The 25,589-nt window shown below is 70.8% G+C and carries 20 protein-coding genes and 1 pseudogene; 2 read left to right on the top strand and 19 right to left on the bottom strand.

Features of this window, described 5'->3' with window-relative positions; genetic code table 11:
- The 4 genes from QM621_RS14495 to QM621_RS14480 form a co-directional block, all read right to left on the bottom strand.
- Positions 1 to 3,571, bottom strand: a 3,571-nt coding sequence (locus tag QM621_RS14495) for a beta strand repeat-containing protein (RefSeq protein WP_414991094.1), incomplete at its 3' end; no start/stop codon positions are given.
- Between the two features lie 191 nt (positions 3,572 to 3,762).
- Positions 3,763 to 4,386 carry a DUF305 domain-containing protein gene (locus tag QM621_RS14490; protein WP_414991093.1) on the bottom strand — a complete coding sequence of 208 codons (624 nt, stop codon included), beginning with the start codon at positions 4,384 to 4,386 and terminating at the stop codon, positions 3,763 to 3,765.
- Positions 4,383 to 6,044 (bottom strand): LVIVD repeat-containing protein, encoded by a 1,662-nt coding sequence (locus QM621_RS14485; protein ID WP_414991092.1) that lies wholly within the window; start codon positions 6,042 to 6,044, stop codon positions 4,383 to 4,385. The genes QM621_RS14490 and QM621_RS14485 overlap by 4 nt, the downstream gene beginning before the upstream one ends.
- Before the next feature lie 43 nt (positions 6,045 to 6,087).
- Entirely contained in the window at positions 6,088 to 6,780 is a 693-nt protein-coding gene (locus tag QM621_RS14480) for an NUDIX hydrolase (RefSeq protein ID WP_414991091.1), read from the bottom strand.
- 84 nt (positions 6,781 to 6,864) lie between these two features.
- Between QM621_RS14480 and QM621_RS14475 the strand changes: the two genes are divergently transcribed.
- Positions 6,865 to 7,836 (top strand): SPFH domain-containing protein, encoded by a 972-nt coding sequence (locus QM621_RS14475; protein WP_414991090.1) that lies wholly within the window; start codon positions 6,865 to 6,867, stop codon positions 7,834 to 7,836.
- A 3-nt stretch (positions 7,837 to 7,839) separates the two neighbouring features.
- On the top strand, positions 7,840 to 8,718 hold the full coding sequence (locus QM621_RS14470; RefSeq protein ID WP_414991089.1) for a hypothetical protein: 879 nt from the start codon (positions 7,840 to 7,842) through the stop codon (positions 8,716 to 8,718).
- A gap of 21 nt (positions 8,719 to 8,739) precedes the next feature.
- On the opposite strand, the gene QM621_RS14465 is transcribed toward QM621_RS14470, so the two are convergent.
- From QM621_RS14465 to QM621_RS14395, 15 genes and pseudogenes are all read right to left on the bottom strand, one after another.
- Positions 8,740 to 9,360, bottom strand: a complete 621-nt coding sequence (locus QM621_RS14465; RefSeq protein ID WP_414991088.1) for an Eco29kI family restriction endonuclease — start codon at positions 9,358 to 9,360, stop codon at positions 8,740 to 8,742.
- On the bottom strand, positions 9,333 to 10,592 hold the full coding sequence (locus tag QM621_RS14460) for a DNA cytosine methyltransferase (protein ID WP_414991087.1): 1,260 nt from the start codon (positions 10,590 to 10,592) through the stop codon (positions 9,333 to 9,335). Before QM621_RS14460 ends, QM621_RS14465 begins: the two co-directional genes overlap by 28 nt.
- Positions 10,593 to 10,627: 35 nt before the next feature.
- Positions 10,628 to 11,626 (bottom strand): polyprenyl synthetase family protein, encoded by a 999-nt coding sequence (locus QM621_RS14455; protein ID WP_414991086.1) that lies wholly within the window; start codon positions 11,624 to 11,626, stop codon positions 10,628 to 10,630.
- Between the two features lie 21 nt (positions 11,627 to 11,647).
- Positions 11,648 to 13,129, bottom strand: coding sequence for an NADH-quinone oxidoreductase subunit NuoN (gene nuoN, locus QM621_RS14450; RefSeq protein WP_414991085.1), 1,482 nt, complete (start codon positions 13,127 to 13,129; stop codon positions 11,648 to 11,650).
- The gene (locus tag QM621_RS14445; protein WP_414991098.1) at positions 13,126 to 14,589 is read right to left on the bottom strand and encodes an NADH-quinone oxidoreductase subunit M; all 1,464 of its coding nucleotides are present in this window, start codon (positions 14,587 to 14,589) and stop codon (positions 13,126 to 13,128) included. Before QM621_RS14445 ends, nuoN begins: the two co-directional genes overlap by 4 nt.
- Before the next feature lie 11 nt (positions 14,590 to 14,600).
- The gene (gene nuoL / locus QM621_RS14440; protein WP_414991084.1) at positions 14,601 to 16,487 is read right to left on the bottom strand and encodes an NADH-quinone oxidoreductase subunit L; all 1,887 of its coding nucleotides are present in this window, start codon (positions 16,485 to 16,487) and stop codon (positions 14,601 to 14,603) included.
- Entirely contained in the window at positions 16,484 to 16,777 is a 294-nt protein-coding gene (gene nuoK, locus QM621_RS14435; protein WP_414991083.1) for an NADH-quinone oxidoreductase subunit NuoK, read from the bottom strand. Before nuoK ends, nuoL begins: the two co-directional genes overlap by 4 nt.
- A complete protein-coding gene (locus QM621_RS14430; RefSeq protein ID WP_414991097.1) occupies positions 16,770 to 17,561 on the bottom strand; it encodes an NADH-quinone oxidoreductase subunit J in 792 nt (263 codons plus the stop codon). Before QM621_RS14430 ends, nuoK begins: the two co-directional genes overlap by 8 nt.
- A 67-nt stretch (positions 17,562 to 17,628) precedes the next feature.
- Positions 17,629 to 18,180, bottom strand: coding sequence for an NADH-quinone oxidoreductase subunit NuoI (nuoI, locus tag QM621_RS14425; protein ID WP_414991082.1), 552 nt, complete (start codon positions 18,178 to 18,180; stop codon positions 17,629 to 17,631).
- The gene (nuoH, locus tag QM621_RS14420) at positions 18,177 to 19,391 is read right to left on the bottom strand and encodes an NADH-quinone oxidoreductase subunit NuoH (RefSeq protein WP_414991081.1); all 1,215 of its coding nucleotides are present in this window, start codon (positions 19,389 to 19,391) and stop codon (positions 18,177 to 18,179) included. The genes nuoI and nuoH overlap by 4 nt, the downstream gene beginning before the upstream one ends.
- Positions 19,388 to 21,784, bottom strand: a complete 2,397-nt coding sequence (locus QM621_RS14415) for an NADH-quinone oxidoreductase subunit G (protein ID WP_414991080.1) — start codon at positions 21,782 to 21,784, stop codon at positions 19,388 to 19,390. Before QM621_RS14415 ends, nuoH begins: the two co-directional genes overlap by 4 nt.
- Positions 21,781 to 23,079, bottom strand: coding sequence for an NADH-quinone oxidoreductase subunit NuoF (gene nuoF, locus QM621_RS14410; protein ID WP_414991079.1), 1,299 nt, complete (start codon positions 23,077 to 23,079; stop codon positions 21,781 to 21,783). Before nuoF ends, QM621_RS14415 begins: the two co-directional genes overlap by 4 nt.
- Entirely contained in the window at positions 23,072 to 23,737 is a 666-nt protein-coding gene (gene nuoE / locus QM621_RS14405; protein ID WP_414991078.1) for an NADH-quinone oxidoreductase subunit NuoE, read from the bottom strand. Before nuoE ends, nuoF begins: the two co-directional genes overlap by 8 nt.
- Positions 23,734 to 25,065, bottom strand: coding sequence for an NADH-quinone oxidoreductase subunit D (locus tag QM621_RS14400; RefSeq protein WP_414991077.1), 1,332 nt, complete (start codon positions 25,063 to 25,065; stop codon positions 23,734 to 23,736). The genes nuoE and QM621_RS14400 overlap by 4 nt, the downstream gene beginning before the upstream one ends.
- A pseudogene (locus QM621_RS14395) lies at positions 25,062 to 25,586 on the bottom strand (NADH-quinone oxidoreductase subunit C); the annotation flags it as partial. The pseudogene QM621_RS14395 and the gene QM621_RS14400, both read right to left, overlap by 4 nt.
- Positions 25,587 to 25,589: the final 3 nt, after the last annotated feature.

The raw sequence follows: 25,589 nt of genomic DNA, 5'->3' as shown, positions 1-25,589 counted from the left end.
TGTCCACCGTCCAGACGCCCTCGGGGAACTCCACCCTCGTGACCGGCAGGCCCGTCGCCGGATCCACCAGCCGCACGCTCGTCGGATCCAGATCCGGGTCGCCGTCGTTCGCGAGCGGATCGACCACCAGCGGACCCGACCCCTCCGTCCCGGCCACCGTGTCGTCGACCGCCGGGACGGCCACCGTGACCGTCACCTCGGCGCTGTAGGGGTTCCCGTCGGCGTCCTCCACCACATACGCCACCGGACCGGGAGGCGACGTGGACACGTCGTCGTCCGGCGTGAACACGACCTTCCCGTCCACCACCGTCCACACGCCGCCGTCCACCGTCAACGATGTCACCAACTCGCCCGTCGCAGGGTCCACCAGGCGCAGCGTGCCAGCGTCCGCGCCCGCGATGCCGTCGTTCGCGAGCACGTCCACGACCACCGTCTGCCCCGGCACCACCGTGACCGCGTCGTCGACCGCGGGTTCGGCCACCGACAGCGCCACCACCGCCGAATACGCGTTCCCGTCCGCGTCCTCCACGACGTAGGTCACCGGGCCGGGAGGCGTCGTGGACACGCCGTCGTCCGGCGTGAACACGACCTCACCGTCCACCACGCTCCACACGCCCCCGTCCACCGCCAACGTGGTCACCAGGCCGCCCGTCGCAGGGTCCACCAGGGCCAGCGTGCCCGGGTCCGCGCCCGTGATCCCGTCGTTCGCGAGCACGTCCACCGTCACCGGCACGCCCGGCACCACCACCGCGCTGTCGTCGACCGCAGGGTCGGCGACCGTGACCGTCACCTCGGCGCTGTAGGGGTTCCCGTCCGCGTCCTCCACCACATAGGTCACCGGGCCGGGAGGCGTCGTGGACACGTCGCCGTCCGGCGTGAACACGACCTTCCCGTCCACCACGCTCCACACGCCCCCGTCCACCGTCAACGACGTCACCAGGCCGCCCGTGGACGGGTCCACCAGGGCCAGCGTGCCCGGGTCGGCGTCGGCGATCCCGTCGTTCGCGAGCACGTCGACCGTCACCGTCTGCCCCGGCACCACCACCGCGCTGTCGTCGACCGCGGGACCGGCCACGCTCGGCGTCACCACCGCGCTGTAGGGGTTCCCGTCCGCGTCCTCCACCACATACGTCACCGGCGAAGGGGGCGTCGTGGACACGTCGTCGTCCGGCGTGAACACCACCTTCCCGTCCACCACGCTCCACACGCCGCCGTCCACCGCCAACGACGTCACCAGGCCGCCCGTCGCCGGGTCCACCAGGGCCAGCGTGTCGGCGTCGGCGCCCGTGATCCCGTCGTTCGCGAGCACGTCCACGACCACCGTCTGACCCGGCACCACCGTGACCGCGTCGTCGACCGCGGGATCGGCCACCGACAGCGTCACCACCGCCGAGAACGCGTTCCCGTCCGCGTCCTCCACGACGTAGGTCACCGGACCGGGAGGCGTAGTCGACACGCCGTCGTCCGGAGTGAACACGACCTCGCCGTCCACCACGCTCCACACGCCGCCGTCGACCGTCAACGTCGACACCAGGCCGCCCGTGGACGGGTCCAACAGAGACAGCGTGTCGGGGTCCACATCCGTGATCCCGTCGTTCGCGAGCACGTCCACCGTCACCGGCGTGCCCGGCACCACCACCGCGCTGTCGTCGACCGCCGGCACCGCCACCGCGAGCGTCACCACCGCCGTGTACGGGGTCCCGTCAGAACCGAACACCACATAGTCGACCGGAGACGGAGGCGTCGTCAACACGTCGCCGTCCGGCGTGAACACCACCTCACCGTCCACCACCGTCCACACGCCCCCGTCCACCGCCAACGTGGTCACCAGACCGCCCGTCGCCGGATCCACCAGAGACAACGTCCCCGGGTCGGCGTCCGCGACCCCGTCGTTCGCGAGCACGTCCACGGTCACCGGCACACCCGGCACCACCACCGCCGAATCGTCGACCGCAGGCTCGGCCACCGTCGGCGTCACCACCGCGCTGTACGGATTCCCGTCCGCGTCCTCCACCACATACGCCACCGGACCCGGCGGCGTAGTCGACACATCGTCGTCCGGCGTGAACACGATCCCACCGTCCACCACGCTCCACACGCCGCCGTCCACCGCCAACGACGACACCAACCCGCCCGTCGCCGGATCCACCAACGACAACGTGCCAGCGTCCACACCCGCGATCCCGTCATTCGCCAGCACGTCCACCGACACCGGCACACCCGGCACCACCGTCACCACGTCATCGACCGCCGGCTCGGTGACAGTGACCGCGACCTCGGCCGTATACGGTTTCCCGTCCCCGTCCTCGACGACATAGCGCGCGGGCGGGACCGGACCGGAGTAGCCCGCAGCCGGAGTGAAGACCACGGCGCCGTCCTCGATCGTCCAGACCCCCTCCGTGACCGACAGCGGGCCGACCGTCAGGTCGCCGGACGTGTCGACCAGTTGCAGCGTCGACGGGTCGACGTCGGCGATGCCGTCATTGTCCAGAACGTCGATGGTCACCGGCTGACCCGGCGGGGTGATCGCCTCGTCGTCCGCGACCGCCGTGGCGACCGTGATCGTGAGGGTCGACTCGCCATAGGCGTTGTCGGGCGAACTGGTGCGCATCGCCGACGTCATGTCGGTGTTCGAGACGCGGTAACGAACCGGCTCGGTCACCTCACCGGAGAAGTTCGGGTCGGTCGGAGCGAAGGTCACCTGGCCGGTCGTCGTGTCGACCGTGTACGTGCCGTCGGCGGTCGTCAACGAGGTGCCCCACGTGCTCGTCGTGGGGTTCCACAACTGCACGCTCGCGGGGTCCAACGCCGCAGGCGCCGCCGTCGCATCCTGGTCGTCGTTTGCGAGCAGGTCGACCGTATACGGCCCCGCGCCGATCTCGACCGGGGCGTCGTCGTGCGGAACCGGGGGGCAGCGCAGCACGTAGGAGGAGGAGAAGTTCGAGAAGGTCCACGACTTGCTGCCCGCGTGGTAGGTCTCCACGGCGATGTTCAACCGGACGTTCCCGGCCGCGACGTCATCGGCCGGCACCATGGCCGTCGCGGTGAAGGTGCCCTCAGCGTTGGCTGCGAAGTCGTTCCACAGATTACCCCCACCGACCTGCGAGGTTCCGTTGTTCAGCCTGAACCCGCCCACGAAATCCTGACCGTTCGCCGGGCCGTTGTTGCGGATGGTCATGCTGGCCGTCACCGTCGCCAAGCCGCCGCCCCCGGAGCAGGCAGGCGCGACCGGGGCCAACGTCGCCTGCATCATGCGATACATCTGGTTGCTGGTGTTGCCCTGATAGCCCACGGGGACGCCGGTGGTGTCGGCGGGAATCGTGACCGTGGCGTCGGTACCCGCGAAGAAGGGCGTCACCAGGTCATTGGTGGCCGGAGTCGTGGCGGAAGTGTTCGGGTGCGGTGCGCCGAGCGCCTGCGACGCACCGTAACTGGTGATGGTGTCGGTGCTGTTCGTCCACGGCACCGGCGTGACGGTCGTGCTAGCTACTGCGGGGGGAGCCGCGAAGCCGACGGCCAGAAAACCGGCAGTCAGGGCCAACGCGGGAAGCAACCGGAGTGTTTTACGCACGATGACGAGACGCCTTTACCTGTGAAGTAACGAAAACGGGACGCCGCCGACACGAGACACAGCAGCCCTATATTCAGCATCCTCTCACATAAACGCCGCGCTCCTCGCCCGCGCTCCGACAGACCACCCTTACGCGGCGTCGATCCCTGCGCGACCATCTCGCCGACAGCTTCGAACGACTGCTCTGACCGCTACGCCGCCGCGCGTCCGGCCAGCAGGGACAGTTCCTCGATCTGCTCCTCGACCATGAGCATGGCGAGCGAGCGGACCTCCGGCAGCGCGGCGTGGTCGGCGGCGTACCGCGCCATCATCACCCCGCCCTCATGATGAGCGGTCATCAGCGCGACGAACTCGGCGTCGAAAGCGGCGCCCTCCAACTCGGCCAGCTCCTGCATCTGGGCGGGCGTGGCCATGCCGGGCATGCCCTCCTCGTGCGATCCATGATCGCCGTGACCCTCGTGGGCCTCGGCCATCCACTCCATCGGCGGGCCGGACGGCAACTGCGGCGCCTTCCAGAGCGTCAGCCAACCCCGCAGGATCCCCCGCTCCCCGGCCTGCGCCTGGAGGATCTGCTGGGCCATCGCGAGCACGAACTGGTCGTCGCTGTTGGCCAGCGCGAGCGCCGACATGTCGAGCGCCTGCTGATGGTGGACGCCCATGTCCTGCGCGAAGCCGACGTCGACCTCGCTCGGCTCGACGTCCTCCGACTCCCTCGGACCCACGAACAACAGCGTCGCCGCGCAGCCGAGCAGCGCCCCGGCGAGCACGAACGCCAACGCCGCCCAGATCCGTCCGTCACGCCGCAGACGCCTCACGTCCAACGGCTCCGGGCCGACAGGACGCCCGCGCCGAGCAGAGCCGCGCCGACGACCGCGAGCACGGCGGCCCAGCGCCGCGCTCCCGTGTCGGGGAGGGTGTCGCCCGCCGCGACCTCGCCGCCGCCGGCGCCGAGGTCGACCGGCTCCGCGCTCCGGTCGGGCTGCTCGATCGGCTCCTCCGGCACGTCGAGGCGGTAGGGCTCGTACGCGAGCACCATGAAGCCGTTGTCCTGGCAGGTCATCCAGATGGTGTCGTCGGGGCGGAACTCCGGCTGCGAGGTGCACCAGTCGGTGGTCATGCTCGGGTTGAGGCTGCCGGTGACCGTGTGCATACCGAGGTACTGCGGGTCGAGCGCATTCGGCGCGTAGACCGCCCACGCGTGCGCGCTGTTGACCAGCGCGTCCGCCGTCCCCGCCTCGCGCCCGACCTGCGCGGGCGGCTGGTAGTAGGCCAGCTCGCGGGGGTTCAGCGGGTCGGTGATGTCGAAGAGCCGCAGACCGGACTGGAAGTAGCCGCAGGCCAGCATCGTCGGGTCGACCTGTCGGTCGAGCGAGCAGTAGTGCGCGTCGTAGCCGAAGATGCCGTTGCCGCCGGTGTCGGCGGACGCCTGCGCCGCGTTCTCGGGACGGTTGATCTCCAGGCGGTACTGCCGCACGACCTCCGGGGCGCCCGGGTCGGCGACGTCGACCAGCCGCACCCCGCCGCCTCCGGCCTCGTCGACGGCGAAGAGGTAGGGATGGCCGTCGCTGGTGAAGTTGAGCGTGTGCTGGCTGAGCAGCCCGTCGGTCCAGCTCGTCGAGCCGATCTGGCGGATCTGCGGCAGCGGCTCGCGGTCCTGGATGTCGCTGACGTCGAGGATCTGCACGCCCGCGGGCACCATCGTGACCCCGTACATCGTGCGGCCGTCGGGGCTGAAGGAGACGCCGTGGTTGGTCAGACCGACCGTGCCGGTGTAGATCAGCCGGGGGTTGGCCGGGTCGCTGACGTCGATGGCCTGCACACCGCCCGCCCCGGCCGCCATCGCCCAGTAGGTCTGGCCGTCGGGCGACCAGGCCCCCTCGTGGCCGAAGACCGGCATCGGGATGGTCAGGCTGCCCGCGAGGCCGTTGAGCAGTTCGGGCTGCGTGCAGTCGTCGGCGATGTCGTAGAGGTCGAAGGCGAGCACGCCGACGCCCGGCGGCACCGACGCGCCGGTCATCGCGAGGCGGCCGTGCACCGGATCGACCTTCAACGACTCCCAGGTGCCCATGAGCGCGGCGGTGGAGTCGAGCGAGGTCGAGAACGTCGGGTTCGTCTCGTCGCTCACGTCGAGCACGTGGACGCCGCGCTGCTCCTGCAGCAACGGCCCCGGCGCGAAGGTGCCGAGATAGGAGCAGTGCTCATAGGACGGCTGCGTCCACGTGGCGCCGTCGCCCTGGTACTGGCCGACGAGGGAGAGGTTGCAGGAGTAGCCCTCCTGGGAACGCCCGGAGTCGCGGTCCTCACGCGAGACCTGGCCCTGCAGACCGGTCTCCGGATACGAGTCGGGGCTGCAGAGCGCCCGGGGCACCTCCCCCTCGGCCTCCTCGTCGGCGCCCGCCGTGGGCGTGGTCGCGGCCCACGACAAGGCGGCCAGCAGTCCGGCGGCGGCGAGAGTCGACGTGACACGCTTCACAGGCGGACTCTAGCCCGGACAGCGCGTCCGCGCCACCCAGGTCTCAGCCGTTCCGCAGCAGCGGCGGGTGCAGGACGGAGCGGTCGCCGGGGCGGTAGAGGCGGGCGGGTCGGCCGCCGTCGCGGGTGGTGGTCTGCCCGGTCGGGGTGACGAAGCCGGGGGTCTTGCTGACCTTGCGGTGGAAGTTGCGCGGGTCGATGGTCGCGCCCCAGACCGCCTCGTAGACCCGGCGCAGCTCGGCGATGGTGAACACCGGCGGGCAGAAGGCGGTGGCGAGCGCGGAGTACTCGAGCTTCGCGCGGGCGCGCTCCAGGCCGACCGCGACGATCCGGTCGTGGTCGAAAGCCAGGCCGGGCAGCTCCTCGACGGGCGTCCAGCGGGCCTCGGCGGCGTCGCTGCCCGCCTGCGGATCGGGCAGGTCGGCGGCGAGCGCGAGGTAGGCGACGCTGAGCACGCGGCCGCGCGGGTCGCGGTCGGGATCGCCGAAGGTGGCGAGCTGCTCCAGGTGGACGTCGCGGCCGGTCACCCCGGTCTCCTCTGCCAGCTCCCGCAGCGCCGCGGCTTCCAGCGACTCCCCGTCGAGCACGAATCCGCCGGGCAGCGCCCAGCCGCCCGCGTGCGGCTCGACAGCACGACGGACGGTGAGCGCGTGCAGCCGCCCGTCGCGGATGGTCAGGATCACCAGATCCACGGCGACCGCGAAGTTCGTGACGAGCGATGACTGCGATGTGGCCATGGCCACAGCCTATCTCTTTTCGTCGACTTGACGAAAGATGTGATCCACGCTTATCGTCAAAGCAACGACAATCAAGGAGGCATCATGGCCGACATCGCCCGCTACCCCTTCGTCCGCCACCTGCGCGGCGGCGCCACCACCTACGTCCAGCACCTGCGCGGCGGGAAGACCGTGCGCGGCGGCGTCGGCGCGACCTTCTGGTTCCGCCCGCTCAGCGCGGTGCTGACCGAGGTGCCCGTCGACGACCGCGAGCTGCCGCTGCTGTTCCACGCCCGCACCCGCGACTTCCAGGACGTCACCGTCCAGGCAACCGTCACCTACCGCTTCGCCGACCCCGCCCTGGCCGCCACTCGCGTCGACTTCTCCATCAGCCCCGACACCGGTGCCTGGCGAGCCACCCCGCTCGACCAGATCGCCGGGCTGCTGACCCAGACCGCCCAGCAGTACGCGCTGGACCAGGTCGCCGAGGCCGAGATGACCGACACGCTCGTCGGCGGCATCGGACCCATTCGCGACGCCATCGCCGCCGGACTGGCCAGCGACCGCCGCCTGACCGACACCGGCATCGAGATCGTCGGCGTGCGCGTCGTCGCGGTGCGGCCCGAGCCTGAGGTCGAGAAGGCGCTGGGCCTGCCCACCCGCGAGCAGGTGCAGGCCGAGGCCGACAAGGCGACCTTCGAACGGCGCGCGGTCGCCGTCGAGCGGGAGCGGGCCATCGGCGAGAACGAGCTGCAGACCAAGATCGAGCTGGCCCGCCGCGAGGAGCAGCTGATCGAGCAGCGCGGGGCCAACGCCCGGCGGGAGGCCGAGGAGGCGGCGGTCGCGGCGACCACGGCGGCGAAGGCCCGCGCCGAGGGCGTCCGGCTGGCCGGCGAGGCCGAGGGTCAGGCCGAGGCGGCCCGCGTGGCGGTCTACCGCGACCTGCCCGAGGCGGTGCTGCTGGGCCTGGCGGTCAAGGAGCTGGCCGCGAACCTGCCGGCGGTCGAGACACTGGTCCTGACGCCCGACCTGCTGAGCACCGCGCTGGCGAAGTTCGGCGTCGCACCGAAGGAGTGAGCCATGTCCTCAGCGCCCCGCGTCGTCATCGTCCACCGCCGCACCGAGCTCGACGAGTTGCTGGCCCGGCACGGCACCCGCGGCCAGGCGGCCTTCTTCCTGTCCTCGCGCGGCCGTGACATCGCCGAGTTGGAGGACCGCCACCAGCAGACCGTCCGCGCGATCGAGCGGGTGTCGACGGCGGTCCCGGTGGACTGGCGGCGCGGGACGCTGGAACGGGCCGACATCGACCGGTTCCTGTTCGCGCCCGACGACATCGTCGTGGTGGTCGGGCAGGACGGCCTGGTCGCGAACGTCGCGAAGTACCTCGACGGGCAGCCGGTGGTCGGCGTCGACCCCGAGCCGGGCCGCAACGCCGGGGCGCTGGTGCGGCACGACGCGAAGGACGCCGCCGAGCTGCTGCGCTCGACCGGCTCGGTGGAGGAGCGGACGATGGCCGAGGCGGTGCTCGACGACGGGCAGCGGCTGCTGGCGCTCAACGAGGTCTTCCTCGGCCACCCGTCGCATCAGAGCGCCCGCTACACGCTCGACGTGCCGGGCGCGGGCGGCGAGGCGCAGTCGTCGTCGGGGCTGATCGTCTCGACCGGGACCGGCGCGACCGGCTGGTGCCGCTCCATCGCCCTCGAGCGCGGCAGCCAACTGGCGATGCCGGCCCCGACCGAGCGACGGCTGCTGTGGTTCGTCCGCGAGGCCTGGCCCTCCCCGGCGACCGGCGCCAGCCTGACCGCGGGCGAGCTGACCGGCGGCCACCTGTCGGTCGTCGCCCAGTCGGACCGCCTCGTGGCCTTCGGCGACGGAGTCGAGTCCGACACCCTCGTCATCGGCTGGGGCCAGACCGTCCGCCTCGGCGTCGCCGCCCAGCGACTCCGACTGGTGGGGTGACATGTGCAACGACCAGAGGAGTCAGGCGAGTCGAGAGCGGAGATACTCCAGGGCCTCGTCGGCGATCCGACTCGCCGTCTCATGGCGGTCGGGGAAGTTGACAGCCCACGGGCGTCCCTGATGCAGCGTGTCCCACCGCGACTTCGCTCCTGCGCGTCGCCCCTTGCCCGGGTCGTGGTTCCCAAAACCTTCCACCAGCGTGTTCCACACCGGTTGCGAATGCTGGATCATCGCCGACTCGCCGAGAGGGATCCAGATCGGCTCGACGACGAGGTAGCGGAAACGAAAATCTTCGATGTCCAGGTTCTCAGCTTGGCCAATGCTCTTCGCGTGCTCTCGCAGTCTGTCGCGCAATGCCTTCGTTCGCTCTGTCACATCCACAGCAATGCCTTTACGCGCACCTCCGGGGACGGCTTTTCCGACATAGATCGCCACATCATGAGCTGCCTCGTCCGCCAACGGAGCGTAGGCGGGGAAGGATCCCCGATAGTAGATCGCGTAGACGCCGGCGCCTCGGAAGTCTCCGATGTCAGCGGATTTAACGGCGGGCGTCTCCAACAGCTTGTTGGCGATGCTTCTGGCGAGATTCTCCATATCGAGAGGGTTGAACGCCGTCACGCCGTCAAGTCGTTTCGTCTCCACGCGCGAGACTCTACGGCGGCACGCACCGTCGCCAACTCTAAGTGCGTGCGCACCGACCCCGCGACGATCTGCGCCAATCGGACGGGGACGGCGTTGCCCAGTTGCCGCATCGCTTCAGTCCATGATCCGTGGAGTTCGTACGCGTCGGGGAACGTCTGCAAACGAGCGGCCTCACGCACGGTGAAGTAACGCACCGTGCCGTCTGGCCGACGCAACATGTTCTCGCCGCCAGGCACGCCGTGATCGCCGGCTTTCAGCGCCTTCGACGGCAGGTCGAGAGGCGAACCGGTGTGCCCCGGGTAGGAACGCGCGCCGGGACGCAACACGTGGTTGAGGTGGCGACGACTGCCGTTCTCAGCCGGCTCAGGAAGCCCCTCCAGGGCCTCTCGGACGGTGCGCCACGGCTTGCCCACCGGTGCGATCAAGCCGCCGTCCAGTTGTCGAGCACGTGAGAGCTGTCGCTCCGTCGGCTCCGGTCGCTTCGCGCGCGATATCCGCAACCGGTCCCAGTACTCACCGGAGACCCATTGGTCGTACACCAGCGTGTCGGAGGTGTGCGTCGCCGCAGGGAAGGACCACTCCGCGTTCACGTCGGCACGGAAGCCGACGAGGAAAACCCGCCACCGCTGTTGCGGCACGCCGTAGTCGGCCGCGTTGACAAGAGTCGGAATGACTCGGTACTCAAGCATCCCGTGTCCCGCTGTCGTCAGTTCTGCTTGCAACCGAGCGTGGTGGTCCGTCCACGGCTCTCCCCGCTTGGCAGAGAGCTCTGGAAACCTCAAGCGGGCCTGAATGTAGTCGTAGTAGTTGGCAAAAGCCGGACGCGTGAGCCCTCTGACATTCTCGATGATGAATGCTCGGGGCCGAAGCTGACGAATCACCTCAGCCGTGGCGGGGAACATATCGCGCTTGTCATCGGCGGCACGCGCCTTGCCCCCCGTCGAGAACGGCTGGCAGGGAGGCCCTCCCGCCACTAAGTCGATGTCGCTGAACGACGACCAGTCGACGTCGCGCACATCGCCCTCATGGACGTCCCACCCCGCGACGAGCGGATAACCCCGTTCACGATTCCCACGGACTGTGTCACACGCCCAATGGTCCCATTCGGCCACCATCGCAGGCTCGAACCCCGCCAAGCCGCAGCCTAAAGCCAGGCCCCCGGCGCCTGCGAACAACTCCACTGATCTCACTTCATGACCGTACCGCAGTAGACGAAGACCAGGCCACAACATCGAACAGTTGGTCGAAAACCTGCAGGGGACGACGGTCAGCCGAGGCGGGTGACGACGGCGTCGCAGAGGAGTTCGAGGGCGGCGCGGGCGGGGATGTCGGGGAGGTTCGCCAGCAGAGCGCGGGCGGCGTCGGCCTCGGCCTGGACGTGGGCGCGGGCGGCGTCCATCGCGGGGTGGGCGCGCAGCGCGGCCAGGACCTCGGCGTGCTCGGCGTCGTCGGTGAGCGGCTTGCCCAACAACTCGCGCAGCCGGGCGTCGGCCGGGTCGTCGGAGGCGAGCGCGATGAGCACCGGCAGGGTCGGCACGCCCTCGCGCAGGTCGGTGCCGGGAGTCTTGCCGGAGTCGCCTGTCTCGCTGGCGACGTCGATGATGTCGTCGGCCAGCTGGAAGGCCGCGCCGATGCGCTCGCCGAACTCGGTCAGCGCCCGCTCGACCCCCATCGGGGCCGCCGCCATCATCGCGCCGAAGCGCGCGGCGGTGGCGATGAGCGAGCCGGTCTTGTCGGCCACGACGTCCAGGTAGTGCTGCAACGGGTCGGCGTCGCCCGGGCCGATGGTCTCGCGGATCTGCCCCTGCACGAGCCGGGCGAAGGTGCGCGCCTGGATGCGCACCGCCTCCGGGCCGAGCCCCGCGACCACGTCGGAGGCCTGCGCGAACAGATAGTCGCCGACGAGGATCGCGAGGGTGTTGTCCCAGCGGGCGTTGGCGCTGTCGGCCCCGCGCCGCTTGTCGGCCTCGTCCATGACGTCGTCGTGGTAAAGCGTCGCCAGATGGGTCAACTCGACCACGACCGCCGCGGGCACGACCCCTGGCGCGGCGGGGTCGCCGAACTCGGCGCACAGCGTCACCAGCAGCGGACGGAAGCGCTTGCCGCCGGCGCGCAACAGGTGCGACGCGGCATCGGCGACGAACGGCTCGTCGCTGTCGGCGGCCTCGGCCAGCTGCCGCTCGATCTCGGACACCCCGGCCAGAATGCGAGCCTCCAGCGCGGGGTCGTCGATGTCGAACGGAAGAACAGACGACGGGTCCTGCACGGTCTCTCCCTCATCGGACGGTCACAGCGGCATCAGGTCGAGCACCGGGCCCGGCATGACGCCGAGGGTCACGGTACCCACGGCCGCGGCGACCACGACACAGGTGGTGAGCGTCCGGCCCGGCACGACCGCGAGGCCGTCGGGCTCGGCGAAGAACACCACCGCGATCATACGCACATAGAAGAAGGCCGCCGCCGCGCTCGCGAGCACGCCCAGCACGACCACCCACCAAAAACCTGCCGCCCCGGCCTGGGTGAACACCGCCCACTTGCCGATGAAGCCGCCGGTCAGCGGAATGCCGGCGAAGGACAGCATGAACACCGCGAGGCTCGCGCCGAGGACGGGCCGCTGTCGTCCGAGCCCGGCCCAGCGCGCCATGGCGGTGGCCTCGCCCGACGCGTCGCGCACCAGCACGACCAGCGCGAAGGCGCCGAGCGAGGACAGGCCGTAGACGAAGACGTAGAACAGGACCGCGCCCGCGCCGCCGTCGCCCAGCACGCCGGTCAGCAGGAAGCCCGCGTGCGCCACCGACGAGTAGGCGAGCATGCGCTTGACGTCGGTCTGCGCGACGGCCAGCAGCGATCCGCCGATCATCGTCACCGTCGCGAGGACGGCGACCGTCGGCTGCCACTCGACGCCGGTCGCCGAGGACAGCACCCGCAGCAGCGCGACCATCGCGGCGGCCTTCGTGCCGGCGGCCATGAAGGCGGTGACGGGCGTCGGGGCGCCGGTGTAGACGTCGGGCGTCCAGGCGTGGAAGGGGGCCGCGCCGATCTTGAACAGCAGGCCGACCGTCATCAGCGCGAGCCCCGCGACCCCGACCTCGTCGCTCGTGTCGAGGTCGGCGAGGGCGAAGGAGCCGGACGCCCCGAAGGCCAACGCCACGCCGTACAGGAAGACCGCCGAGCTGAACGCGCCCAGCACGAAGTACTTCATCGCGGCCTCTTGGCTGAGCAGGCGGCGGTGGCGGGCGAGCGCGCACAGCAGGTACAGCGGCAGGCTCAGCACCTCCAGCGCGACGAACAGCGTCAGCATGTCGGCGCTCGCGGCGAAGATCATCATGCCGAGCAGCGCGAACATCGCCAGCGGGAACACCTCGGCGTGCTCCAGGCGGGCGCGGGTCGCCTCGGCCTCCTCGGGCGTTCCCGGACGATCGGCGGCGCGGCCGGTGAACGCGCTGAGGCCGCCGCCGGGCGCGCGGTCGGCGAACAGCAACACCGCCAGCGCGGCGAACAGCGTCAGCAGGATCCAGGCGAGCACCGCGACCTGATCGGCGACGACCGTGTGGCCGGGGTCGTCGGCGACGCCGAAGTCGCCGGCCCGCCACAGCCACACGCTCGCGGCCAGCGCGGCGAGCGACCCGATGAGCGCCAGCGCGGCCTGGGTCGAGAAGCGCCGCGAGCGGGGTCCGAAGGCCTCCACCAGCACCCCGAGCAGCGCCGTCGCGGCGACGATCAGCAGCGGCGACAGCCGGGCGTAGTCGAGTTCGGGGGCCGGGATCATGAGAGGCCTCCCATCGTCGCGGCGACGGCCGGGCCGACGAGGTCGAGCAGCGGCTGCGGATACAGGCCGAGCCCGATGATCAGCACGACGAGCGGCGACAGCGCGGCCGTCTCCCGCACGCTCAGGTCGGTGACGACGCCGGCCTGCGGGCCGAGCGGTCCGGTCATCGTCCGCTGGTACAGCACCAGCACGTAGACGGCGGCGAGCACAATGCCGAGCGTGGCGAGCACGCCGAGCGGCGTGGAGACCTGGAAGGTCCCGGCGAGCACCAGGAACTCCGACACGAAGGGCGCGAGACCGGGCAGCGACAGGCTCGACAGGCCCGCGATCAGCAACATGCCCGACAGCACCGGGGCGATCTTCTGCACGCCGCCGAAGGCCGCGATGTCGGCCGAGCCGCGCCGCGCGATCATCACGCCGGTCACCAGGAACAGCGCGGCGGTCGACAAGCCGTGGTTGAACATGTAGAGCACCGCGCCGACGCCGGAGGTCTGCGTGAAGGCGAAGATCCCGAGAATGATGAAGCCGAAGTGCGACACCGACGTGTACGCGACCAACCGACGGATGTCGGTCTGCCCGACGGCGGCGAGCGCCCCGTAGAGCACGCTGACCGCGGCGAGCGCCATCACCGTCGGCGAGGCCCACTGCGCCGCCTCCGGGAACAGTTCCAGCGCCCACCGGATCATGCCGAAGGTGCCGATCTTGTCGATGACGCTGACCATGAGCACCGACGTCGCGGGGGTCGCCGAGGCCGCAGCCTCCGGCAGCCAGGTGTGCAGCGGCCACAGCGGCGCCTTGACACAGAACGCCGCCATGAAGCCGACGAACAGCCAGCGGGCGGCGCCCTCGTCCATCGGCAGCGCGGCGAGGTCGACGAGGCGGTAGCTGGCCTCGCCATGCTGCGCGGAGACGACGTGCAGACCGATGACGGCGGCGAGCATGAGCAGCCCGCCGAGCAAGTTGTAGATCAGGAAGGTCATCGCCGCCCGCCGCCGGTCGCCTGTGCCATAGCTGCCGATCAGCACGTAGATCGGGATGAGCGTGGCCTCGAAGGCGACGTAGAACAGGAAGGCGTCGGTCGCGGCGAACACGCAGAACGCGAGGCCCTCCAGCACCAGCATCCACGCGACGTAGGAGTTGGCGCTGCGGCGGCCGGGCAGCTCGTCGCGGTAGGACGCCAGGATCACGACGGGGGTCAGCACGGCGGTCAGCAGCAGCAACGTCAGGCCGATCCCGTCGACGCCGACCGAGTACCAGGCGCCGAGCGGTCCGATCCACTCGTGCTCGCGGGCGAAGCGGTAGCCGCCGGAGCCGGTGTCGAAGCGGGCCGCGAGCACCAGCGTCAGGCCGAGCGCGACCATGCTGACGAACAGCGCCGCGTGCCGGGCCATGAGCTGCTGCGCGGCGGTCCGGCGCGGCAGCGCGGTGACGACGAGCGCGCCGAGGATCGGGGTGCAGATGAGCAGCGAGATCATCGCGACACCACCGCCAGCAGCACGAGCGTGACGACGAGCGTTCCGGTGGCGAGGACGAGCGCGTAGCTGCGGACGTAGCCGTTCTGCCAGGTCCGCATCCCGTCGGCGGCCTCGCCGAGCAGCCGTGCGACACCGACGAGCGCGGCGTGCAGGCCGTGCCGGTCGAACCAGGCGAGGCCGCGCGCGAGGGCCATCGTCGGGCGGACCGCGACCCACTCGTTGACGGCGTCGCCGTAGAGGTCGTTGCGGGCGGCGCGGGTCAGCACCGACACCTTCGTCGGAGCCTCGTCGGGGGTGTCGCGGACGGTCAGCCAGGCGATCAGCACACCGACCGCGACCACGACAGTGACCAGCGCCGACACCGCGATGGGCGGCCACTCGGCGCCGGCGATCACCACGTGGTGCCCCCCTCCGTGATGGTGCTCGGCGTGCCCGACGACCGGCTCCAGCCAGTCGGTGATCCAGCCGCCGAGCAGCATCACGCCGCCCAGCACGGAGGCCGCGGCGAGCAGGACCAACGGGGTGGTCATCACGCCGGGCGACTCGTACGGGTGCACGTTCTCGCGCCAACGCTTCCGTCCGGCGAAGGTCATCAGCATGAGCCGGGTCATGTAGAAGGCGGTCACGCCCGCGCCGACGACCGTGGCCAGGCCGATCCAGACGTTATGGGCGAGCGCGGCCTCGATGATCTTGTCCTTGCTGAAGAAGCCCGACAGCCCGGGGAAGCCGATGATGGCGAGGTAGCCGAGGCCGAAGGTCGCGAAGGTGACCGGCAGGGCTTTGGCGAGCGCGCCGTAGTGCCGCATGTCGACGTCGTCGTCCATCGCGTGCATGACCGATCCGGCGCCGAGGAACATGTTCGCCTTGAAGAAGCCGTGGGTGAGCAGGTGGAAGATCGCGAAGGCGTAGCCGGCGGGGCCGAGGCCGGCGGCGAGCGTCATGTAGCCGATCTGGCTCATGGTCGACCCGGCGAGCGCCTTCTTGATGTCGTCCTTCGCGCAGCCGATGATCGCGCCGGCGATGAGCGTGACGAGGCCGACGACCACGACGGCCGTGCGAGCGGTCTCGGAGGCGTCGAAGATCGCGTGGCTGCGGACGATCAGGTAGACGCCCGCGGTGACCATGGTGGCGGCGTGGATGAGCGCCGAGACGGGAGTCGGGCCCTCCATCGCGTCGAGCAGCCAGGCCTGCAGCGGCACCTGGGCGGACTTGCCGCACGCCCCGACGAGCAGCAGCAGGCCGAGGGCCGTGATGGTCGTGGCCGCGGTGCCCGGCACGGAGTCGGCCACGGCGGCGATCTCGGTGGTGCCGAACTCCCGGATCATCAACAGCAGCGCCAGCACCATGCCGACGTCGCCGACCCGGTTGACGACGAAGGCCTTCTTGGCCGCGGCGGCCGCCGACGGCTTGTGCTGCCAGAAGCCGATGAGCAGGTAGGACGCCAGGCCGACGCCCTCCCAGCCGAGGAACAGCACGAGGTAGTCGCCGGCGAGCACCAGCGTCAGCATCGCCGCGACGAAGAGGTTGAGGAAGGCGAAGAAGCGGCGCCGACGCGCGTCGTGGGCCATGTAGCCGATGGAGTAGACGTGGATGAGGGTGCCGACGCCGGTGATGAGCAGCGTGAACACCGCCGACAGCGGGTCGAGGACGAGCAGCGCCTCGACGTGCAGCGATCCGGCCGAGATCCAGGTGAACAGCGACTCGGTGACCGTCCGGTCGCCGGCGTCGCGTCCGAGCAGATCGGCGAACAGCCACAGCGCCCACCCGAAGGACAGCGCGGACGCGGCGGTGGCGATGAGGTGGCCGAAGCGGTCGCTCTCCTTGCCCCAGGTGAGCAGCAGCGCGGCGCCGAACGCGGGCAGCGCGATGAGGATCCAGATCATCCGCGGGCCTGCCTCAACTCGTCGAGGTCGATCGTGCCGCGGGCGCGGTGGATCGCGATGACGATGGCCAGTCCGACGACCACCTCGGCGGCGGCCACGACCATCACGAAGAAGGCGGCCAACTGTCCGTCGAGGCTGCCGTGCTCGCGGGCGAAGCCGACGAAGGCGAGGTTGGCGGCGTTGAGCATGAGCTCGACGCACATGAACACGATGAGCGCGTTGCGCCGCACCAACACCCCGACCGCGCCGATGGTGAACAGGATCATCGACAGCCCCAGCAGCTCACTCATCGTCGTCCCCATCCGTCGGAGCGAGGGGCGGACGGACCACCTGGCCGCGCTCCACGAGACTGCCCGGCACCGACTCCGGCACGGGCGTGCCGTCGGGCAGCAGGGCGGGAACGTCGACGGCGTTGTGCCGGGCGTAGACGCCGGGGGTCGGCGCGTTGCCGGGGTGGCGTCCGGTCTCGGCGTACTCGCGCAGCCGGGCGGCGGCCCGTTCGGCCTGGGTCGGCGGCGCGGTCAGCCGCTCGCGGTGGGCCAGCACCATCGCCCCCAGCACAGCGGTGACCAGCAGCGCGGCGGTGAACTGGAAGGCCAGCACACAGGGGCCGAACATGAGCGCGGCGAGCCCTTCGACGTTCTCGTCGGCCACGGCGGCGACCGGCGTGCTGAACCCGCCCGCGACCCCTTGCGCGACACCGACCAGCAGCATCGCCGCGAAGCCGAGCCCGACGAAGGCCGCCGCGACCCGTTGTCCGGGCAACCGTTCGGCGACCGCGCTCGGCCCGGACTCGACGCCGACCAGCATCACCACGAACAGGAAGAGCATCATGACCGCGCCGGTGTAGACGATGATCTGCACCGCGAAGAGGAAGGGCGCCCCATTGGCCGCGTACAGCACCGCCAGCCCGATCATCACCGCCGCCAGGCACAGCGCCGCGTGCACCGCCTTGCGGCAGAACAACAACCCCAGCGCCGCGACCACGATGATCGGCGCGACCACGTCAAAGGCGCTCATGCGACCTCCCGGAGACGCAGAATGATGCCTTTGGGCAGCCCCAGCGACCTCAATCCATCATTCTCCGTCTCAGACGGAACTGAGAATGATGGCTTTAGGTAGCCCGGACGACCGAAACCCATCATCGTGCGTCCCCCGCCTCGACGATGGGGAGCTGCTTGCCTCGGTAGTAGTCGTGGTGGTCGTCGCTGAGGAGCATGGCGTGCGGGGGCTCGGTCATGCCGGGCAGGAGCGGGGCGAGCAGGTCGGACTTCTCATAGATGAGGTCGGCGCGGTTGTCGTCGGCGAGCTCGTACTCGTTGGTCATGGTCAGCGCGCGGGTCGGGCAGGCCTCGATGCACAGGCCGCACAGGATGCAGCGCAGGTAGTTGATCTGATAGACCCGGCCGTACCGCTCGCCGGGACTGAACCGGCCGGAGCCGTCGGGGCGATCCTCGTTCGGCGCACCCTCGACGTAGATCGCGTCGGCCGGGCAGGCCCACGCGCACAGCTCGCAGCCGACACACTTCTCCAGCCCGTCAGGCCAACGGTTGAGCTGATGGCGGCCATGGAAACGCGGCGCGGTCGGCACCTTCTCGAAAGGGTACTGCTCAGTGACGACCTTCTTGAACATCGTCCGGAAGGTGACGCCGAAACCCGCCACCGGATCCCACAGATTCTCTTTCACACTCATCGGGAAGCCTCCTCATAGCGAAGCGGGACCGGGTAGCCGTCGTCGGCCGTGCCGGTCGCCTGCTCGGGGCGCGGCGGGGACGGCTTCTCCCGGCGCAGCGCGATCACCGCCAGCAGCAGGGCCGCCACCGCGACGCCCGCAGCGTCGACCGTCAGATCGCTGACGAGCCCCTCGTTCTGGGCCTTGCGCAGCAGCACGACCACGAAGATCCAGGCCAGCGAGACCGGGATGAGGATCTTCCAGCCGAAGGCCATGAACTGGTCGTAACGCAGGCGGGGCAGCGTGCCACGCAGCCAGATGAACACGAACATGAACGCGAGCGTCTTGCCGAGGAACCACAGCACCGGCCAGTAGCCCTCGTTCGCGCCCTCCCACACCTGCGCCAGGCCGAACGGGGCGCGCCAGCCGCCGAGGAACAGGGTCGTGGCGAGCGCCGAGACAGTGACCATGTTGATGTACTCGGCGAGGAAGAACAGCGCGAACTTCAGCGACGAGTACTCAGTGTGGAAGCCGCCGACCAGTTCGCCCTCGGCCTCCGGCAGGTCGAAGGGGGCGCGGTTGGTCTCGCCGACCATCGAGATGACGTAGACGACGAAGGACGGCAGCAGGGGCAGGAAGTACCAGAGGTCGGTCTGCGCGGCGACGATCTCCGAGGTCGACATGGTGCCCGCGTAGAGGAAGACCGTGACGAAGCTCAGGCCCATCGCGACCTCGTAACTGATGACCTGGGCGCTGGACCGCAGACCGCCGAGCAGCGCGTAGGTCGAGCCGGACGACCAGCCGGCCAGCACGATCCCGTAGACGCCGATCGAGGTGACCGCGAGGATGTAGAGCACCGCGACGGGCAGGTCGGTCAGTTGCAGCGGCGTGACCGTGTCGGTGAACGGGATGCGGACCTCCGGCCCGACCGGGATGACCGCCCAGGCGAGGAAGGCCGGGATGACCGCGAGGATCGGCGCGAGGACGTAGACGACTTTGTCGGCCGCCGTGACGACCAGGTCCTCTTTGAGCGCCAGCTTCACGCCGTCGGCGAGGCTCTGCAACAGGCCGAAGGGGCCGTGGACGTTCGGCCCGACGCGATGCTGCATGCGCGCCACGACGCGTCGTTCCAGCCAGATGTTGAACAGGGTGTAGACGACGAGGATCACGAAGATCAGCCCCGCCTTGAGCGCCACCACCCAGAACGGCTCGTTCCCGAAGAGGTCGCTCATCGCGCACCGCCCGACTCGGCCGTGGTGAGGCTGCCATGACCCAAGCCCAGCTCGCGGAGGTTGACGCCGTTGTTCCCGGGGACCCAGACGACGCCGTCGGGGAGGTCGTCGGTGACGGCGGGGAACTCGGCCCGACCGGCGAGCACGACCCGGCCGCCGGGGCGCACGCCGAGCGCGGCCCAGGTGGCGGCGTTGGCACGGGCGACGGCGGGGCGGGCGCTGACGCGGTACTCGTCCTGTCCGTCCTGGCCGCGTCCATTGTCGACCATTTGTCGCCATATCGATAGAACGACTTGTCCCTTCGGTGGGCGCTGACCGGTGTCGGCGACCGCCCACGGGGCCTCGGCGCGGTCGCCGTCCCAGAGCCCGAGAGCGTCGTGGTCGGCGCGCGCCTCGGCGGGCGTGCGGAAACCGAGCGGGCGGCCCATCTCCTGCGCGATCCCGGCGAGCACCCGGACGTCGGGGACCGAGCCCGGCTCGGCGAGCACCTGGTCGAACGGGCGACGACGGCCCTCCCAGGTGACGAACGTCCCGGCCTTCTCGACTGGCGGGGCGACCGGCAGCACGACGTCGGCCGCCTGCGTCACCTCGCTCTCCCGCACTTCCAGACTGACCACGGCGGCACGGGCGAGCGCCTGGCGGGCGAGGGTCGGGTCGGGCAGGTCGGCGACCTCGACCCCGCCGACCAGCAGCGTCCCCAACTCGCCGGTGGCGGCGGCCTCGACGATGCCAGCGGTGTCGCGACCGCGCACGGCCGGTAGCGACGACCGCCCCCACGCGGCGGCGAGGTCGGCGCGCGCCTCGGCGGAGGTGAGCGGACGGCCGCCCGGCAGCAGATTCGGCAGGAGCCCGGCCTCGACGGCGGCCCGGTCGCCCGCCCGACGCGGGACCCAGGCCATGCGAACCTCCGGCGGCAGCTCGGCCACCATGGTCAGCAGGCCGGGAACCAACGCGGCACGCTCCCCCACCAGCAGCACGTCGCCCGGGCCGAGGTCGAGTCCGGCCAGCGCGGCGGCCTCCTGGCCGGGGACGGCCTGGACGAGGGTCGCGTCCAGCTTGCCCGCGCCCCGGCTGAGGTGACTCGCCACGGTCACCACCGACAGCCCGCGCCGACGGACGGCCTTGCGCAGCCGCAGGAAGAGCGTCGCCGCCTCGTCCTCGGGCTCCAGCGCGAGCAGCACCACCCGACGGGCCCGTTCGACCTCGGCGTAGGTGACGCCGACGCCCGTCCCGGCCACCTTCGCGGCGAGGAAGTCGGCCTCCTCCGGACCGATGGCGCGCGAGCGGAAGTCGACGTCGTGCGTGCCGAGCGCGACGCGGGTGAAGGCCGACCAGGCGTGCGCGTCCTCCAAGGTCAGCCGTCCGCCGGACAGCACGCCGACGGAGCCCTGACCGAGCAGACGGCCCGCGGCGGCGAGCGCCCCCGGCCACGACATCGGCTGTAGAACCCCATCGGAGTCCCGCACGAGCGGCGTGCGGAGCCGGTCGTCGCCGCGCGACCAGGCGAAGGCGAAGCGGTCCTTGTCGCTCACCCACTCCTCGTTGACCTCGGGGTCGTCCCCGGCGAGCCGTCGCACGACCTGGCCGCGCCGGTGGTCGACGCGGATCGCCGCGCCACAGGCGTCGTGCTCGGCCACCGACGGGACCGAGACGAGGTCGAAGGGGCGCGCCCGGAAGCGGTAGTCGGCGCTGGTCAGCGCGCCGACGGGACAGATCTGGATGGTGTTGCCGGAGAAGTAGGAGCCGCCGTCGGGCGAGCCCGCGCGCTGCGGTCCGGCGCCGACCTGTTGGCGCGCGCCGCGTTCGACGAGCGCGATGAACCGGTCGCCCGCCACCTGGTCGGCGAAGCGGGTGCAGCGGGCGCAGAGCACGCAGCGCTCCCGGTCGAGCAGGACCTGCGGGGTAACCGCGACGGGCTTGGGGAAGGTCCGCTTGGTCTCGGCGAAACGCGACTCCGCCCGACCGGCGCTCATCGCCTGGTTCTGCAGCGGGCACTCGCCGCCCTTGTCGCAGACGGGACAGTCGAGCGGGTGGTTGACGAGCAGCAACTCCATCGTGCCGCGCTGGGCGCGTTCGGCGACCTCCGAGGAGTGCTGGGTGCGCACCACCATGCCCGGCGCGACCTCCAGCGTGCAGGACGCCTGCGGCTTCGGGAAGCCCCGGCCGTTGCCCGCGTCGGGCACGTCGACGAGGCACTGGCGGCACGCGCCGACCGGTTCGAGCAGCGGGTGGTCGCAGAAGCGCGGAACCTCCACGCCGATCAGCTCCGCCGCCCGGATGACCAGCGTCCCCTTCGGCACCGACACGCTCACGTCGTCGACGGTGAGCGTCACCAGGTCGACGGGGACCTGGGTCTCGGCCCCCTCTGACTCATACCGTGCCTCGATGGTCACGCGCCCACCCCCTCGGCGGCGAAGAGGGTGGAGGCGACGGGCGGGAACAGCTCCCACGACGGCGTGTGCAGGCCCGCTTCGAACTCCTCGCGGAAGTGCTGGATGCCGGAGGTGATCGGGCTGGTCGCGCCGTCGCCGAGGGCGCAGAAGGAGCGGCCGAGGACGTTGCCGCACAACTCCTGCAGCAGCTCGATGTCGCCGGAGCGGCCCGCGCCCCGGTTCAGCCGGTCGAGCACCTGCACGAGCCACCAGGTGCCCTCGCGGCAGGGCGTGCACTTGCCGCAAGACTCGTGCTTGTAGAACTCGGTCCACCGCAGCACGCAGCGCACGACCGAGGTGGTCTGGTCGAAGACTTGCAGCGCCTTCGTGCCGAGCATGGAGCCCGCCGCGCCGACGCCCTCGTAGTCGAGCGGGACGTCGAGGTGCTCGGCGGTGAGCAGCGGCGTGGACGAGCCGCCCGGCGTCCAGAACTTCAACTCCGAGCCCGGACGCATGCCGCCGCCCATGTCCAACAGCTCGCGCAGCGTGACGCCGAGCGGGGCCTCGTACTGGCCGGGCCGGGCGACATGGCCCGACAGCGAATAGAGCGTGAAACCGGGGGATTTCTCCGTGCCCATGGACTGGAACCACGCCACGCCGCCACGCACGATGGCCGGGACCGAGGCGATGGACTCGACGTTGTTGATGACCGTCGGGCAGGCGTACAGGCCCTCGACGGCGGGGAACGGCGGACGCAGCCGGGGCTGGCCGCGACGCCCCTCCAGCGAGTCGAGCAGCGCGGTCTCCTCGCCGCAGATGTAGGCGCCCGCGCCCGCGTGCACGACGAGGTCGACGCCGGTGCGCTCGCCCAGGTGGCCCGCCTCGTACGCCTCGCGGACCGCCGCGCGCAGCCGCCGGACCACGTGCAGCACCTCGCCGCGCACGTAGATGAACGCCTGCCGCGCCCCGATGGCGCGCGCCGCGATGATCACGCCCTCGACGAGCGTGTGCGGGCTGGCCATCATGAGCGGGATGTCCTTGCAGGTGCCCGGCTCGGACTCGTCGGCGTTGACCACGAGGTATTTCGGCTTGTCAGTGTCGGTAGGGATGAAGGACCACTTCATGCCGGTCGGGAAGCCCGCGCCGCCGCGGCCGCGCAAGTTCGCGTTCTTGACGAGCGCGATGAGGTCGGCGGGCGTCATGGCGAGCGCCGTCTCCAGGGCCGCGTAGCCGCCGCGCCGCGTGTAGGCGTCGAGGGTCCAGGCCCGCTCGTCGGCCCAGTCGGCGCTGAGCACCGGGGTCAGGGGGTCAGTCATCGCTCGCCTCCCCGGGCAAGGGTGGGGCGGTCCAGCCGCGTTCCCGCGCGATCTCGACCCCGGCCAGCGAGGCCTCTCCGGCGGCGGGGCCCTCGTCGACCCGGCCGTCCTCGAAACCGGCGAGCACCCGTTCGGCCTCCCGCCAGGAGGTGATCGTCGCGCCACGCGGGGAGACGACCCGGCGACCCTCGCGCAGCTTGTCGACCAGCTCGACCGCCGACGACGGGTCTTGTCGGTCGAAGAACTCCCAGTTGACCATCATCACCGGCGCGTAGTCGCAGGCCGCGTTGCACTCCAGGCGTTCCAGCGTGACCGCGCCGTCCTCGGTGGTCTCGTCGTTGCCGACGTCGAGGTGGTCGCAGAGCCGCTCGAAGATCGCGTCGCCGCCCATGACCGCGCAGAGCGTGTTGGTGCAGACGCCGACGTGGTGCGTGCCCATCGGGCGACGTTTGTACATCGTGTAGAAGGTCGCCACGCCCGCCACCTCGGCGGTGGTCAGGCCGAGCAGTCGGGCGCACAGCTCGATGCCGCGCGGCGACACGTGCCCCTCGGCCGACTGCACCAGATGCAGCATCGGCAACAGCGCCGACCGGGGCTCGGGATAGCGGCCCATCAGCTCGCGTAGTTCCGCGACCACCGTGTCGTCCAACGCGCTCATCGGTCCACACCCCCCATCACGGGGTCGATGGAGGCGACGGCGACGATGACGTCGGAGATCATGCCGCCCTCGCTCATGATCGACGTGCCCTGCAGGTTCACGAAGGACGGATCGCGGAAGTGCACGCGGTACGGGCGGGTACCGCCGTCGGAGACCGCGTGGCAGCCGATCTCGCCGCGCGGCGACTCGACGGCCGCGTACGCCTGGCCGGCCGGCACGCGGAAGCCCTCGGTGACCAGCTTGAAGTGATGGATGAGCGACTCCATCGACTCGCCCATGATGCGGGCGATGTGCGCCGGGGAGTTGCCCTGGCCGTCGGCACCGACGCTCAGCTGGGCGGGCCAGGCGATCTTCTTGTCGGCGATCATCACCGGCTCGCCCTGGGAGGCCTCCAGCCGTTCCAGGCACTGCTCGACGATCTTCAGCGACTCCCACATCTCATCCAGGCGCACCCGGAACCGGCCGTAGGCGTCGGGCTCGTCCCAGGTGACGACGTCGAAGTCGTAGCCGTCGTAGCCCCAGTACGGCTGGGTGCGGCGCAGATCCCAGTCGTAGCCGGTGGCGCGCAGCACCGGTCCAGTGAGGCCGAGCGCGAGGCATCCGGCGAGCTCCAGGTGGCCGACGCCTTTGAGCCGACGTTTGAAGATCGGGTTGGCATTGCAGAGCGCGGCGTACTCGGGCAGCCGCTTCTTGAGCAGGTCGACCGTCTCGCGGACCCGCGTCAAACCATCGTCGGGCAGGTCTTGGGCGACACCGCCGGGCCGCAGGTAGGCGTGATTCATGCGCAAGCCGGTGATCGCCTCGAAGCAGTTCAAGATCAGCTCGCGGTCCCGGAAACCGCAGGTCATGACGGTCAGCGCGCCGATCTCCATGCCGCCAGTGGCGACGCAGACCAGGTGCGAGCTGATCCGGTTCAACTCCAGCATGAGGACCCGCAGGTCGAGGGCGCGCTGCGGGATCTGGTCCTCGACGTCGAGCAGCCGCTCGACCGCCGCGACATAGGCCGCCTCGTTGGAGAACGGCGCGACGTAGTCCATGCGGGTGCAGAAGGTCACGCCCTGGGTCCAGGTGCGGAACTCCATGTTCTTCTCGATGCCGGTGTGCAGGTAGCCGATCCCGGCGCGGGCGTCGGTGACCGACTCGCCGTCGAGCTCCAGGATGAGCCGGAGCACGCCGTGCGTCGAGGGGTGCTGCGGACCCATGTTGACCACGATCTTGTCGCCGCCCGCGAGCGCGGGGTCGATGGAGTCCCAGTCCTGTCCGGTGACGGTGAAGACGGGCCCCTCGTCGGTCGCGGAGGCCCCCGCGTACGGGTCGGCGGCGCTCACGCGTACCGCCTCCGCTCGTTCGGCGGGGGCGTCGTCGCTCCCTTATATTCAACGGGGATGCCGCCTAAGGGATAGTCCTTGCGTTGCGGGTGGCCGGGCCAGTCGTCGGGCATGAGGATGCGGGTCAGCGCGGGGTGGCCGTCGAAGACGATCCCGAACATGTCCCACGCCTCGCGCTCGTGCCAGTCGGCGGTCGGGTAGACCGGGGTGACGCTCGGGACGTGCGGGTCGGCGTCGGGCGCGGCGACCTCCAACCGGACGCGACGTCGGAAGCTCATCGACAGCAGATGGAGCACGACGTGCAGCTCGCGCCCCTCGTCGGTCGGATAGTGGACGCCCGAGACCGACGAGCAGAACTCGAAGCGCAGGGACGGGTCGTCGCGCAGGTGGCGGGCGACGTCGAGCAGCCGCTCGCGGGCGATGTGGAAGGTGATCTCGCCCCGGTCGACGACGACTTTCTCGACCGCGCCGCCGATCCCCGCGTCGAGACGCTCGGCGACCTCGTCGAACCAGCCGCCGTGGAC

This window comes from Aeromicrobium sp., from assembly GCF_047606445.1.
In the GTDB taxonomy this organism is placed as follows: domain Bacteria; phylum Actinomycetota; class Actinomycetes; order Propionibacteriales; family Nocardioidaceae; genus Aeromicrobium.
This window is presented reverse-complemented; position numbering and strand designations above follow the sequence as displayed.